This window comes from Mycolicibacterium aurum (genome assembly GCF_900637195.1).
Lineage (GTDB): Bacteria > Actinomycetota > Actinomycetes > Mycobacteriales > Mycobacteriaceae > Mycobacterium > Mycobacterium aurum.
On the sequence record NZ_LR134356.1, the window covers coordinates 4966779 to 4981047 of the forward strand.

15 protein-coding genes are annotated in these 14269 nt (G+C 67.8%); 9 read left to right on the forward strand and 6 right to left on the reverse strand.

Features of this window, described 5'->3' with window-relative positions; genetic code table 11:
* The first annotated feature begins 13 nt into the window (after window positions 1-13).
* The 8 genes from EL337_RS29205 to EL337_RS23425 are packed head-to-tail and all read left to right on the forward strand — an operon-like array spanning window position 14 to window position 6022.
* Window positions 14-145, forward strand: a complete 132-nt coding sequence (locus tag EL337_RS29205) for a hypothetical protein (protein WP_048632711.1) — start codon at window positions 14-16, stop codon at window positions 143-145.
* Window positions 142-876, forward strand: coding sequence for a hypothetical protein (locus tag EL337_RS23395; protein ID WP_048632710.1), 735 nt, complete (start codon window positions 142-144; stop codon window positions 874-876). The genes EL337_RS29205 and EL337_RS23395 overlap by 4 nt, the downstream gene beginning before the upstream one ends.
* A gap of 21 nt (window positions 877-897) precedes the next feature.
* A complete protein-coding gene (locus EL337_RS23400; RefSeq protein ID WP_048632709.1) occupies window positions 898-1320 on the forward strand; it encodes a hypothetical protein in 423 nt (140 codons plus the stop codon).
* Window positions 1321-1330: 10 nt separating this feature from the next.
* Window positions 1331-2560 carry a cytochrome P450 gene (locus EL337_RS23405; protein ID WP_048632708.1) on the forward strand — a complete coding sequence of 410 codons (1230 nt, stop codon included), beginning with the start codon at window positions 1331-1333 and terminating at the stop codon, window positions 2558-2560.
* Window positions 2557-3606, forward strand: a complete 1050-nt coding sequence (locus EL337_RS23410; protein WP_048632707.1) for an NAD(P)H-dependent amine dehydrogenase family protein — start codon at window positions 2557-2559, stop codon at window positions 3604-3606. The genes EL337_RS23405 and EL337_RS23410 overlap by 4 nt, the downstream gene beginning before the upstream one ends.
* The gene (locus EL337_RS23415; protein WP_048632706.1) at window positions 3603-4787 is read left to right on the forward strand and encodes a cytochrome P450; all 1185 of its coding nucleotides are present in this window, start codon (window positions 3603-3605) and stop codon (window positions 4785-4787) included. The genes EL337_RS23410 and EL337_RS23415 overlap by 4 nt, the downstream gene beginning before the upstream one ends.
* Window positions 4784-5350 carry an isomerase gene (locus EL337_RS23420; protein ID WP_048632705.1) on the forward strand — a complete coding sequence of 189 codons (567 nt, stop codon included), beginning with the start codon at window positions 4784-4786 and terminating at the stop codon, window positions 5348-5350. The genes EL337_RS23415 and EL337_RS23420 overlap by 4 nt, the downstream gene beginning before the upstream one ends.
* A 6-nt stretch (window positions 5351-5356) precedes the next feature.
* Window positions 5357-6022, forward strand: a complete 666-nt coding sequence (locus EL337_RS23425) for an NAD(P)H-binding protein (RefSeq protein WP_048632704.1) — start codon at window positions 5357-5359, stop codon at window positions 6020-6022.
* A gap of 31 nt (window positions 6023-6053) precedes the next feature.
* On the opposite strand, the gene EL337_RS23430 is transcribed toward EL337_RS23425, so the two are convergent.
* The 6 genes from EL337_RS23430 to EL337_RS23455 are packed head-to-tail and all read right to left on the reverse strand — an operon-like array spanning window position 6054 to window position 12721.
* Window positions 6054-6494 carry a type II toxin-antitoxin system Rv0910 family toxin gene (locus tag EL337_RS23430; RefSeq protein WP_048632703.1) on the reverse strand — a complete coding sequence of 147 codons (441 nt, stop codon included), beginning with the start codon at window positions 6492-6494 and terminating at the stop codon, window positions 6054-6056.
* Window positions 6495-6508: 14 nt separating this feature from the next.
* Entirely contained in the window at window positions 6509-6799 is a 291-nt protein-coding gene (locus EL337_RS23435; RefSeq protein ID WP_048632702.1) for an antitoxin, read from the reverse strand.
* Window positions 6800-6809: 10 nt separating this feature from the next.
* The gene (locus EL337_RS23440) at window positions 6810-9233 is read right to left on the reverse strand and encodes an HAD-IC family P-type ATPase (RefSeq protein WP_048632701.1); all 2424 of its coding nucleotides are present in this window, start codon (window positions 9231-9233) and stop codon (window positions 6810-6812) included.
* Window positions 9230-10840 (reverse strand): serine hydrolase, encoded by a 1611-nt coding sequence (locus tag EL337_RS23445; protein WP_048632700.1) that lies wholly within the window; start codon window positions 10838-10840, stop codon window positions 9230-9232. Before EL337_RS23445 ends, EL337_RS23440 begins: the two co-directional genes overlap by 4 nt.
* Window positions 10841-10868: 28 nt before the next feature.
* Window positions 10869-11987, reverse strand: a complete 1119-nt coding sequence (locus EL337_RS23450; protein WP_048632699.1) for an MBL fold metallo-hydrolase — start codon at window positions 11985-11987, stop codon at window positions 10869-10871.
* Entirely contained in the window at window positions 11987-12721 is a 735-nt protein-coding gene (locus EL337_RS23455) for an enoyl-CoA hydratase (RefSeq protein WP_048632698.1), read from the reverse strand. Before EL337_RS23455 ends, EL337_RS23450 begins: the two co-directional genes overlap by 1 nt.
* A gap of 26 nt (window positions 12722-12747) precedes the next feature.
* Here EL337_RS23455 and EL337_RS23460 point away from each other — a divergent pair, with 26 nt between their 5' ends.
* Window positions 12748-14256, forward strand: a complete 1509-nt coding sequence (locus tag EL337_RS23460; protein ID WP_048632697.1) for a carboxyl transferase domain-containing protein — start codon at window positions 12748-12750, stop codon at window positions 14254-14256.
* The last annotated feature ends 13 nt before the right edge of the window (window positions 14257-14269 follow it).

Genomic DNA, 14269 nt, shown 5'->3' on the forward strand with positions numbered 1-14269 from the left:
AGGAAGCGCCACCATGGTGGATCAGAAAGAGAAGAACCGCAAGAAAGCCCTGATCGTCCTGCAGATCGTCATCTACGGATACCTGCTGACGATGTTCGGGATCCAGCTCTACATGTCGTTCGCCCGCGGCTGGTGGGAGCTGTGAGTTTCCCTCTCCCGAAAGCCAAGCAGGGCGCCACGGTCACGGCGTCGGTCCCGCTGGAGGGCTCGATCAGCCTCGAGGAGCACCACGACGAATCCCGGCGCGCTCAGCGGCGGGCTGACAGATGGATGATCGTCGGCGCGGGCCTGATGGGGATGTGGGCTCCGGGGCTCATCGGCTTACCGATCTTCATGCGCGGAGTGTGGCTGCAACGCCAGGCGTTGCGGGCCGGGTACTCCGTCCGCCCGATGATCGTGACACTCATCGGCTACCTCGTCCTGATCGACGGCATGCTCAACAGCCTCGGATGGGCACTGGACCTCGTCGCCAACCACACGCTGATCAACCGGGTACTGATGGTCGGCTGGGGCGCCATGTTCGACGCCGGCTACTTCTGGCACTACAACGAGGCGTGGGTCGGCGGCGCCGCCGGACCGGGCGAGAAGTCCATGGTGTTCGGCATGATCCTCACGGTCTTCGCGATGCGGTGTGCTGCGGCGATCGGCTTCCTTCAGATGAAGCGCTGGGGCCACCAGTGGATGATCATCACCTGCTGGATGGGGGTCCTCATCTGGTGCCTGTACGTGTTCAACATGACGATGTACGCCGACGTCCGCTACGCCGGCACCGTATTCCCGGTCATCGGCTGGTGGCTCTACGACATCTTCTACATCACCCCCTTCCTGGCGATCCCGTACCTGCACACGGTCAATCGCGAAATCTTCACCGACTGACCGCACTTCAAGGAGCTGACGATGACGACGACCGATGAGAAGACCGCCGCGGACCTGCCACCGGGCACCACCCCGTATTACGCGCGCATGCACAGGTGGATCAAGCGTGCCGTCCTGGTGTGCCTGGTGGCGCTGGTCATCGAGGGCGCGTTCACGCTGCCGTTCATGGCGGTCTACTACGGCTACCCGACACTGAGTCTCACCGAGATCTGCAGTGAGCTTCTCAAGGTCCGCTACTCGGACGACACCCTGGAATGCGAGGTGCCGTATCCGGCGTTCGGTCCGCCCGAAGGCGCGCAGGGCAAGGACACCGCGCAGGACCAGTGGGGCATCCAGCCCGTTCCCGGATACAACCGGATCGGATGGCGGGAGTTGGTTCGCCTTCACGAGGAACGCCAGGCTCGCCAAGCCGCTGAAACAGCCGAACAACAGCAGAGCCCGTAGGAGGATCGCCGTGCCCGAATCTGTTGAACACCATGCCGAGAACTGGGATCTGCGCCACCAGGACTTCAACGACCCCGTTGCTCCAGACTTTCTCTACGACGTCTACGCGGTGATGCGGCAGAATTCACCGTTCGCCCGCACTGACAAACCCTTTCTCAGCGCAACACCGACGGGCACGAGGGTGGCGGTGCGCTACGCAGAATGCGTCAAGATCGCGCAGGACTGGGAGCACTTTTCCAGCAATCCGACTCCGGAGGGAGCCGAGCAGTTGGCCGGGGATCTGGTGATCACGCTCGACCCGCCGCGGCAGCAGAAATTCCGCAGGGTCCTCAATCCGTATTTCTCGCCGGCCCGAATGAAGGCTCTGCGGCCCGAGATCGGCACTGAAACCGACATTCTCATAGACGATTTCATCGAGAGCGGATCCGGCGACCTCGCCCGGATAGCGTGGCGCCAGCCGGGCGTGGTGTTCTTCAAATATCTGCTCGGAATGCCCGTCGAGGATGTACCGCTGTGTGTCGAGCTGACCGACACAGCGCTCAACGGCGACACGGAGCAGGACCGGATGGCCGCCTGGGGTGCGCTGTATCAGCACCTGCACGATGCCGTGACCGCTCGGCTGGACCAGCCGCCGCGCGACGACATGATCGACGTGCTGCTGTCCGCAGAGATCGACGGAGAGAAGCTCTCCTTCGGCGACGTCGTGGCCAACGCCATGCTCCTAGTCCAGGCCGGCCTCGAGACCACCGCCAGTGCACTGTCTTTCGCGTACCACTATCTCGCCACCAACGCTACCGAGCGGGACCGCCTGATCGACGATCCCGGGCTCCTCCCGCGCGCCGTGGAAGAGTTCATCCGGTTCGCCGGATCCATCCATGGCGTCCCCCGCACCGTGGCCAGAGAGGTCGAACTCAGCGGCTGCACCTTCTCGCCCGGCGAGTCGGTGATCATCAACTATGCCGCCGCCAACAGGGATGAGCAGGTGTTCCCCGATGCCGCCCGGTGCATCCTCGACCGACGTGAGAACCGCCACCTCGGTTTCGGAGCCGGTGTGCACCGTTGCCTCGGATCCAACCTGGCGCGGCTGGAATTCCAGGTGGGTCTGGAGCGGGTGTTGTCCCGGATGCCCGACGTCACGCTGGCCCCGGGCGAGCATGCCGAGTTTCACGGCAACTCCATCACTCGCGGATTCCGTTCGGTGCCAGTTATTTTCACACCGGCAGCGCGGTCGACGACATGACCTACCGGGTGATTCAGTGGATGACCGGTGATGTCGGGCAGGTCGGTGTGCGGCACTTCGCCGAGAACCCGGTGTACGACCTGGTCGGTGTACTGGTCCACAACAAGGACAAGGTCGGCAGGGACGCCGGCGAGATCGCGGGCATCGCACCCATCGGCATCGCCGCCACCGACGACATCGATGCGATGGTCGCACTCGACGCCGACTGCGTCTTCTACACGCCGATCATCATGGACGTCGATACGGTGTGCCGCCTTCTGCGGTCCGGAAAGAACGTCGTGACCACGAGCGGATTCTTCCACCCGTCACCGGATTTCCGCGGGCCCGCCGAACAGATCAGGCAAGCCTGCGCCGACGGCGGCACGTCGTTCCACGGTGGCGGCATCCACCCGGGCTACGCGGGCGACATCCTGCCGCTGACCCTGGCTCGCATCGTCAACAGGATCGACACCATCCACGTCTACGAGGTCGTCGACGTCCTCAAGGACGCGCCGTTGGACCACATCGACTGGATGGGATTCGGCAAGGACAAGGACACTTTCCTCACCGAGCCGACGATTCTCGGCCTCGGCGTGCCGTTCTTCGCCCAGTCGATGCACATGATCGCCGACGGGCTCGGGGTGACCATCGACGAGGTGACCGCCGCCGAGATCGGGGTCGCGACCGCGGTCGAGGACATCCCGCACGCCGAAGGCGCGATCCCGAAGGGCACCGTCGCGGCGCAGCGCCACGAATGGACCGCGTGGGTGGGCGGGCAGCCGCTCATCATCTTTCACGCCATCTACGTGACTGCAGGACCGGACAGGCTCGAGCCGGCCTGGGACTGGGGCGGGACGCGCTACGAGATCGTCATCGAGGGCGATCCACCGACCGAGCTGACTCTCAAAGGGGCAAGGCGGCCCGACGGCACCATGGCCCACCCCGGGTACGACTGGACAGCCATGGGCGCCATCAACGCGATCCCCGATGTGTGCGACGCGCCGGCAGGCTGGCTGCACCACCTCGACCTCGGCCTGATCCGTCCACGCGGCCTGGTCCGCCCATGACCGAGGTGCACGACGCGCCGGGACTCCCGCACGTCCCCTACAGTGACCTGCCCATGGCGCATGACCGCGGCGAAGGATGGGCCGCGCTGCGAGCCCTCGGTCCCGTGCTCCACGGCGACGGATGGTACTACCTCACCCGCCGCGAGGATGTGCTTGCCGCACTGCGCAGCCCGGAGATCTTCTCGTCGCGGATCGCCTACGACGACATGATCAGCCCGGTGCCGTTGGTGCCGCTCGGGTTCGACCCACCCGAGCACACCAGGTTCCGACGGATTCTGCATCCGTTCTTCAGCCTGCAGACCCTCAGCGCGCTGCTGCCGTCGCTGCAGGCCCAGGCCGTCGAGATCGTCGAGGCGATCGCCATCCGGGACGGCTGCGAGGTGATGGCCGAGCTGGCCACCCCCTACCCGTCCCAGGTCTTCCTCACGCTGTTCGGGCTGCCACTCGAAGACAAGGAGCGCCTCATCGCGTGGAAGGACGCGATCATCGCGTTCAGCCTGACCACCGACCCCACAAGCGTCGACCTCACCCCGGCCGTGGAGCTCTACACCTACCTCACCGAAGCCGTTGCAGAGCAACGGAACCGTCCCCGTGACGGAGTCTTGTCGCACCTTCTGCACAGCGACGATCCACTCACCGACAACGAAGCGGTCGGACTGTCGCTGGTCTTCGTCCTCGCCGGCCTGGACACCGTCACCGCCACCATCGGCGCGACCATGCTGGAGCTGGCACGCCGCCCCGCACTGCGCGTGGCGCTGATCGAGAACCCGGACAGTGTAGGGGCTTTCGTCGAAGAGATGATTCGACTGGAACCGGCGGCACCGGTGGTCGGACGCGTGACGACGCGGCCGGTCACTGTCGCCGGTGTCACGCTGCCTGCCGGCGCCGAAGTGCGGTTGTGCCTGGGGGCGATCAACCGCGACGGTGGTGACGAGCACTCCGGGAACGATCTCGTCATGGACGGCAGGTTGCACAAGCACTGGGGATTCGGCGGTGGACCGCACCGTTGCCTCGGCGCCCATCTGGCACGGATGGAGCTCAAACTCGTCGTCACCGAATGGCTTTCCCGCATCCCCGACTTCGAGCTCGCGCCCGGCTACGTTCCCGAGATCACCTGGCCGTCGGCGACATGCTCCCTGACCGAGTTGCCGCTGCAGATCCGCAGCGGCCGACGATCATGAGGTACAAGATCGACCCGGACGTGCTGCACGGGGTGGCCAGGGAGGCCGTCGACGTACCGCTGGAGGGCGGGCGGCTCATCACCCGCACCGTCGAGCTGCTCGCCGGCGAGTACCCCGACCTGATCGACCCGTCCCCGGGACGCTGGATCGGCAGCAGGGCCGGCGGGGTCCTCGGCAAGGTCCGATTCCTGTACTTCAGCCCGCGCGAGTACGTCGTCATCTTCGGCTCCCCCACTGGCACCCAGGGCTTTTCGGGGCGGTACAAACACGTCGACATCCACAAGTTCCTGCTGGCCGGTCAGATCGACTCCTACGATCTGGAGTCCGAGGACACCGTGCCGTTGCCCACGCTGCTCCCCGGCGGGCGCACCTGCCTGCAACGGGGCCGCGCCCGGGGGCTGACAATCCACCCCGGCTCCTGGCACCTCGAATACGGCCGCGGAGCGGTCGCGACCACGCTGCCTTTTGCCATGGTGGATACGCTTCTGGTGTCACTCGAGTTCGAATCAGTGCGCCGTTCCACCGTCGAGTTCGCGAAGCTGGTGCGGCGCCGAAGAAAGTAGGCCGTCATGCGTGTCGTCATCGCCGGTGGGCACGGCAAGATAGCCCTGCTCACCGAGCGGCTGTTGTCCGCCCGCGGCGACTCGGTCGCCGGCTTCATCCGCAATCCCGACCACGCCGACGAACTACGCGTCGCCGGCGCCGAACCGATCGTCGTCGACCTGGAGAACACCAGCAACGGTGTGGTGTCGACGCACCTGCGCGGTGCCGACGCCGTGATCTTCGCCGCCGGCGCCGGACCCGGCAGCGGCGCGGCACGCAAGGAGACCGTCGACCGTGACGCCGCGATACTGCTCGCCGACGCCGCCGAGGCGGCCGGGGTGGCCCGCTACGTGATGGTCTCGGCGATGGGTGCCGATGCCGACGCGCCAGACGACGCCGGCGACGAGGTGTTCGTCACGTATCTGCGCGCCAAGGGCGCGGCCGACGATGTGATCCGCTCGCGGGCAAGCCTGTCCGCGACCATCGTGCGGCCGGGCCAGCTCACCGACGATGCGGCGACCGGCAAGGTGACGATCGCCGAACACACCGGGCGCGGCAGCATCCCGCGTGCGGACGTCGCCGCCGTGCTGGTCGCGGTGCTGGACACACCGCAGACCGCGGGCACGACGTTCGACGTCATCTCTGGCGAGCACACCATCGCGGACGCGATAGCAGGGTTGTCTCAGGACTAACGGCGTCGGTTGTGCGGAGTCATCCACCGGGTCACGACGACGGCGCGAACACCGCCTTGAAGCGGTGCAGCGACTCTTGAATGTCGCCCTTGAGCGCACCCGCCACGACCATTCCGATCGGTCCGAACAGCGCCGGCCCGCCCAGGTGCACGTCGAACGTCACGGTGGAGCCGTCACCCGCCGGTTTCACCTTGCCGATCAGCTTGACCTTGACGCCCCCTTTGCCGTCCCCGTTGAGGGTCATCGCCTCCGGCGGCTTGTAGTGCACGACCGTCCAGTGCATCCGGTTCAGCATGCCCTTGACCTCGACAATCGAGACCAGCTGGGTGCCCTTCTCGATGACGTCCGGCAGGGTGGAACGCCACACCCGGTGGATGGACAGCCACTCTTTGAAGCGGGCCAGATCCGACGCGCTCTCCCACGCCTGTTCCGGTGAAAGCGGCACGTCGACGGAGACGGACAGCTTGGCCATACCGCGAACTCCGCCTACGAGGTGGGCGGGGCCGTCGGGGGCTGCTGCTGCGGCGGCGTCGGCGGCTGGGTCGGCGGCGGTTGAGGCGGCGGCACCTGGCCGGAGTGCTGCCCCGGCGGGACCTGGCCGCCCGGCCCGGCGTTGTCCTGCACGGCTTTCTTGGCCGCCTGCTGCACCTTGTCGACGGTCGAGGCGTATTTGCCCTGCGTCTTCTTGTCGACGAGATCGCCGGCCTTGTTGATCACGGTGTCGACCTTGTCGGCGTTCTTGCCGAGGAGGTCTTTGGCCTTGTCGAGGAATCCCATGGAAGCAACCCTACCCATCACGCAGACGCCATAATCTGCGACGTTCGCCCAGGATGCGGCCCTGAACCCACCAGATGACCTCGATCACGGCCGCGCCGCCGAGCCCGATGCCGAGCGCGATCGAGGTGGCGTCAATGTTCGTCGGATCGAGCAGGAACAGTTCCCTCGCCCACGGGATGCTGAAGATGACGACGTAGGCCGCGCCCGACACGGCCACCAGCGCCACCCGCCACCACTCGTAGGGCCGGGCTACCACGGCAAGCACCCAGATCGCGGACACCAGCAGTGTGATCAGCGCCGCGGTGGACGCCTGGTTCTGCTCGGCCACGGTGGCCGCCCGACCCTCGTAGGCCAGCAGGTAGGAGATGAAGGTCGCGACGCCGACCACGAGGCCCGACGGCAGCGCTGACGTCATGACCCGTCGCACGAAACCCGGGTGGGCTCGTTCGTTGTTGGGAGCCAGGGACAGCACGAAGGCCGGGATACCGATGGTGAACCAGGCAGCGATCGTGACGTGGATGGGTTGGAACGGGAACGGCAACGGGTCGGTACCGAAGATCTTCGCCGACAGCCCGGCCAGCCCCACCAGCATCGCGAGCAGCACCGAGTACACCGTCTTGGTGAGGAACAGATTGGAGACGCGCTCGATGTTGCCGATCACCCGGCGGCCCTCACCGACCACGTACGGCAGCGTGGCGAACTTGTTGTCCAGCAACACGATCTGGGCCACCGCGCGGGATGCCGAACTGCCGGAACCCATCGCGACACCGATGTCGGCGTCCTTGAGCGCGAGCACGTCGTTGACGCCGTCGCCGGTCATCGCCACCGTGTGACCGCGCGCCTGCAGCGCGTGCACCATCGCACGTTTCTGGTCCGGCCGCACCCGGCCGAACGTCGTGTACTCCTCCAGCGTGTCGGCGAGCGCGTCCGGCTGCTCCGGCAGCCTCCTCGCATCCATGGTCTCGCCCTCAAGCCCGAGCGAACCGGCCACCGCCCCCACCGACACGGCGTTGTCGCCCGAGATGACCTTGATCGAGACCTTCTGCGCGGCAAAGTACTCGAGAGTGTCGCGAGCATCGGGGCGGACACGTTGCTCGAGCACCACCAGAGCCGCGGGGGTGACGTCGCCGGGCGCTGCGGGGTCGTCGACCGAACGGGCGCACGATCCGAGCAGCAGCACCCGCAGGCCCTGCGCACCAATCTGCTCCGCCTGCTCGGCCACCGGGGAGCCCTGATCCAACAGCACATCGGGGGCACCGATCACCCAGTTGCCGCGCTCGCCGTAGGACGCGCCGCTCCACTTGGTCGCAGACTTGAACGGGGCGGTGGCGGTCGCCGTCCATCCGGGCGGTGCCGGGTAGGCCTCGGCGATCGCGGCCATGCTGGCATTGGGCCTGGCGTCGTCGGCCGCGAGTTGTGCCAGGACATCGGCCACCGTGCCGATCCCCCGGTCGCTTCGCTCCTCCCCTGCGAGCCGCGCATCGATCCCCTTCAGATCGCTGACCCGCATCCCGTTCTCGGTGAGCGTGCCCGTCTTGTCGGCGCACACCACGTCGACGCGAGCCAGACCCTCGATCGCGGGCAACTCGTTGACCAGGCACTGCCTGCGACCCAGGCGCACCACGCCGACCGCGAACGCGATCGAGGTCATCAGCACCAAGCCTTCGGGGACCATCGGCACCAGCGCACCGACCATGCGCAGCACCGACTCGCGCCACCCGGCGTCGGTGGTGAACAGCTGGGTGTAGATGATCAGGGCACCCGCTGGCACCAGCAGGTACGTGATGAACTGCAGGATCTTGTTGATCCCGCTGCGCAGTTCGGATTTGACCAAGGTGAACTTGCTGGCCTCCTCGGCGAGCTTGGCGGAGTACGCCTCGCGGCCGACCTTGGTGGCGCGATAGGCCCCGCTGCCCGCCACCACGAAGCTCCCGGACATCACCTGGTCGCCGGCGTCTTTGGCGATCGGGTCGGCTTCACCGGTCAGCAGGGATTCGTCGACTTCGAGGTTCGTCTCCTCGAGGATCTCGCCGTCGACGACGATCTGGTCGCCGGGCCCCAGCTCGATGACGTCGTCGAGCACGACCTCGCTGGGCGCCAGTGAGGCGGTCCCGGATTGCCTGCGCACCAGAGGTTTTGCCTGGCCGACGATCGCCAGCTTGTCCAGCGTCTGTTTGGCCCTCAGCTCCTGGATGATGCCGATCGCACTGTTGGCGACGATGAGAAGGCCGAAGGCGCCGTTGATCACCGATCCGGTCGACAGCACGATGATCAGCAGCACGCCCAGAATGGCGTTGATCCGGGTGAACACGTTGCCGCGGACGATCTCGGAGACGCTGCGTGCCGCGCGGGTGGGGACGTCGTTGGTCTTGCCGTCGGCAACGCGCTGCGCCACCTCGGCATCGGAAAGCCCGGTGACCAGCGACGCGCTCACTTGACGAACACTCCGAGGCCTTCGTCGTCGAAGTACTCCAGCGTGAGCTTGCCTCCGTCGAACGTCGCGGTGGAAACCGTTCCGGGGGGCGCATTCTCGGACGCCACCGGGAAGGTGAACACGTTCCCGTCCCAGGGCTGCAGCGTGTACGAGCCGCGGGGACCGACCGTCAGCTCAAGACCGCCGTCTCGTTGGGTGACGGTCGCGGGTCCCCAATAGTCGTTGTCGTACACCCCGGCGTAGGACTCGAACGGCTCCGGCGGCGGCGCCGCGTTCCTCGGCCGGGACTGGCCGGCCAGCGATCCCACCGGTTTCTCCATGTCCTCGAAGGCTTTGCCGTACAACGCGAACCAGTCTTCGCGCACCTCGCCGAACTGCACCAGATCGGCGAACTGGGCGGTCAGCGCCTCGGGAACGCCTGCCGGAGTGGCGTTGGTCAGTGCCACGATTGCGACGTCGGCCGACGGTAGGAAGACGACGTTGCTGGCGGCCCCGAGCTCGAATGCGCCGGAATGGCTGAACTCGGTGCGCGCTCCCGACGTGGTCCCGACGTTGAAGCCGTAGCCGTAGAAGCCCGACCTCATCGCCGGCTCGGCGCCGCGGTCCGACACCACCTGCGGAGTGATCGCCGGCAGCAACGCCTTCGGGTCGATGAGTTGCGTGCCGTCGTGCCTGCCGTCGGCCAGCACCATCGCCATCCACCGGGTCATGTCGTTGACCGATGAACTCACCCCACCTGCCGGGGACTGCGGCTGCGCGTTGCGCACATAGCGCGGCTCGTAGCGGTCGTCGACGTGGAGGTGGCCCACCGCCCGGTCGGGCCGCGCCTCGTACTCGCTGAACTGATAGCTCGTCGAGGTCATGCCCAGCGGACCGAGGAGCGTCTCCGCGGCCAGGTCCTCCCAGCTCTTTCCGGTGTTCGCGGCCACCGCCTCGGCGCCGGCCGTCAAACCGAAGTTGGTGTAGGCATACGAGGTGCGGAACTGGCCGACGGGAAGCCGGCGAAGCCGCTCCAAGACCTGCCTGCGGTCATAGCCCACCTCTTCGAGCAGATCTCCGGCGTGGTCGGGCAGCCCGGAACGGTGGGAGAACATGTCGCCGACGGTCACCATCTGCGTGGCAGCAGGATCCGAGAGTGCGAACCAGGGCAGCTTCGACACGATCGGGGTGTCCCAGCTGACCTGGTCCTGACCCACCAGGGTCGCCACCACCGTCGCGCTCAACGGCTTGGACAGCGACGCGAGCTGGAACACCGTGTCGGGTCCGACCTTGTTGAATGCCTCGTCGGTCAGCGTGTTGTTCTTGACACCGAAACCCTTGGCGTAGATCGGTTTTCCGCCGTGCACGACGGCGACCGCCATACCCGGGATGCCGGACTTGGACATCAGGTCCTCGATGAGGCCGTCGAGCTTGGCGACGGCGTTGCCGACCGCGTTCTCCGGCAGCGGCATCGCAGGCACCAACGGGGGCGGGACGTCGGAGAGCCGGCTGGGCGACGGCGGGGTGCTGGACGTCGCGGATTCGGCACCGTCGGTGGTGTCGGCACCGCAGCCTGCCAGCAGCGCGACGGCCACAGCGAGCGCGGCAACCCGGGCAGGTGGGTTCATGGTCAGCACCGTAGCGCCTCAGATGCGGTTACCGGCGCCACCACGGGTCGAAAGTCGAGTCCGGAACAACCCGTCCCCCGGGAATGGGTACCGCGATCCGCACCCGCTCGGCGTCGGCCGCACCGACCAGGCGCTCGGCGGGTTCGGCCCACGGATGCGGCGACAGCCGGAACGTCGCCCAATGGATCGGCATCATGAGGCCGTGGTCCACGTCGGTCAGGTCGAGATGCGCCCGCACCGCCTCTTCGGGGTTCATGTGGATGTCGGCGAACGCGGGATGGTAGGCGCCGATGGGCAGCAGCGTCAGGTCGAACGGTCCGTGCTCGGCGCCGATCTCGGCGAAGCTCTTCGTGTACCCGGTGTCGCCGCCGAAGAAGGCCTTGTGCGCGGGCCCGGCAATGACCCACGACGACCACAGCGTCGAGTCGCGGGAGAACAGCCGTCCGGAGAAATGGCGGGCCGGCGTGCAGACGAGCGTCAGGTCGGCGATGCGGTGCGACTCATTCCAGTCGAGCTCGACGATGCGGCTCTGCGGGATACCCCACTTGCGCAGATGCAGCCCGATCCCCAGCGGCACCACGAACGGTGCCCGCTGCATCCGCGCCAGCGCCACGATGGTGTCGATGTCCAGGTGGTCGTAATGGTCATGGCTGATGACGATGGCGTCGAGAGCCGGCAGCGCCTCCAACAGCAACGGCACGTCGTGCATCCGCTGAGGCCCGACAGCCCGCGACGGCGAACACCGCTCACTCCACACCGGATCAGCGAGCACCCGGTAGCCGTCGATCTCGATCAGGGCACTGGAGTGGCCGTACCAGGTGGCCGCGGCGGATGCGGGCGTCGCATCCACCGGCGGAGCTTCGGCGAGCGGGATGGGTCGTTCCGGCTTGCCCACCCACGGGGCGTTGGCGAGGTCTCTGAGCAGTGTGCGCTGCAGCTCGCGGTCCACCGGAAAACCCGACGACGAGGGCTCCAGGTTGAGGAATTTGCCGTCCTTGTAGTTCGGCGAGCGGCGGGCGACCGTCGCGATCTCCGCGGGCGTCGCGCCGAGCGAGGCCGGCGTGCCCTGCAGTGCGCGCAGCACCCAACCGCCGGCCAGCAGCGAGGCCGTCCCGAACCCGAACCGCAGCGCCGTCCGCACCACCATCAGGCCCCCTGGAATCGTGGCGGGCGCTTCTCGATACGCGCCACCTGAGCCTCGATGATGTCCTGGCTGGCCCACGCGCGGTCGAACAACTCCTTGTGCGTCGGCCACGCGTCTTCGTAGGCGCCGTCGTCGTTGAGCACCCGCTTGGCGTGGTGCAGGGCGAGCGGCGCGAAGCCGGCGATCTCCTGCGCCCATGCCTGGGCGTCGGCCAGCGTGCCGATCCGGTTGGCCATGCCGGTCTGCAGCGCAACGTCGGAGGTGAGCCGCTCCGCGGCCAGCAGCATGCCGCGCGCCCGGCCGGCACCCACGAGCGAGGTCAGGCGGCGAATGCTCCAGTTATCCAGCGCGATGCCGTATTTGGCGACCGGGAACTGGAAGTAGGCATCCTCGGCCACCACGCGGAGGTCACAGATCATCGACAGGATGACACCGGCTCCGATCGCGGGCCCGTTGATCGCGCCGATGACGGGGAAGGGCGCCTTGTCGATGGCCAGGTTCAGCGCCCTGGCCTTCTCGGGCAGCTCGTCGGCGACGCCCTGTCCTCCGGACAGATCCGCGCCGGAACTGAACACGTGGCCCTGCCCGGTGAGGACGATGACGCGGACGTCTTCGGTGGCTGCCTTGTCGATCGCGTCCCGAAGGCCGTCGACCAATTCGTTGTTCAGTGCGTTGCGCCGTTCGGGGCGCTGCAGCTCCAGCGTCATCACGTGGCCGTCGCGGGTGACTCCGATCATGCGTCCACCCTATTAGCCTTCTCGCTGTGAGCCGGATCGGAGCCCTTGACCTGCGCGATGCGCTGCTGGACGAGGGGTCGTTCACCAGCTGGGACGAGCCGCCCCTGGCCGTGGCGACCTCGGCCGAGTACCGCGCTGATCTGGACTCCGCCGCAGCGGCGACGGGCCTCGACGAATCCGTGCTGACCGGCGAGGGCACCGTGCACGGCCGCCGCGTGGCGCTGGTGGCGTGCGAGTTCGACTTCCTGGCCGGCTCCATCGGGGTCGCCGCCGCCGAGCGCATCGTCACCGCGGTGCACCGGGCCACTGCCGAGGGCCTGCCCCTGCTGGCGTCCCCGAGCTCGGGCGGCACCCGCATGCAGGAGGGCACCGTCGCGTTCCTGCAGATGGTCAAGATCGCTGCGGCGGTCGAACTGCACAAGAAGGCGCACCTGCCGTACCTGGTGTACCTGCGCCACCCCACCACCGGCGGGGTGTTCGCGTCCTGGGGTTCGCTGGGCCACGTCACCGCCGCCGAGCCCGGAGCACTGATCGGGTTCCTCGGCCCCCGCGTCTACGAGCATCTGTACGGGGAGTCCTTTCCGGCCGGCATCCAGACGTCGGAGAACCTGCAGCGTCACGGCGTCATCGATGCCGTGGTCCCGCTTGACGTGCTGCGCGCGACGCTCGACCGGACCCTGACGGTGGTGTCGGACTCCCCCGGCGAACCGCCTGCCGCACCACAGGCCCAGCCCGTCCCGGACGTTCCCGCGTGGGACTCGGTGGTGATCTCCCGGCGTCCCGACCGCCCCGGGGTCGGCGCGCTGCTGCGGCACGGCGCCACCGACCGGGTGCTGCTGTCGGGCACCGGTCAGAGTGAGGCCGCGACGATGCTGCTCGCGCTCGCCCGGTTCGGCGGCCAGCCGGCCGTCGTGGTCGGCCAGCAGCGCGTCGTGGGTGGTCTGAATCCAATCCCGGGTCGCTCCGCTCCTGCCCTCCGAGTCGGCCCCGCGGCGCTCCAGGAGGCGCGCCGCGGCATGGCCCTGGCCGCCGGACTCCGCCTGCCCCTGGTGCTCGTCATCGACACGGCGGGGCCTGCGCTGTCCGCCGAGGCCGAGGAGGGCGGACTGGCCGGCGAGATCGCGCACTGCCTGGCCGAATTGGTCACCCTCGACACCCCGACGGTGTCGGTGCTGATGGGCCAGGGCAGTGGTGGACCGGCGCTGGCGATGGTGCCCGCCGACCGGGTCCTGGCCGCGCTGCACGGCTGGTTGGCGCCGCTACCGCCGGAAGGCGCCAGCGCGATCGTCTTCCGCGACGTCGACCACGCTCCCGAACTGGCCGCCGACCAGGGCATCCGGTCGGCGGATCTGCTGCGCAACGGCATCGTCGACGCGATCGTGCCCGAGCTTCCCGACGCCGCCGACGAACCGAAGGCGTTCATCGAGCGGCTGTCGGCCACCATCGCCGGGGAACTGCACCGGCTACGGACGACGCCCGAGGAGCGCCGGCTGGCCGCACGGCTGGAGCGGTACCGTCGCATCGGCCTGCCCTGACAGCCAGGCCGAT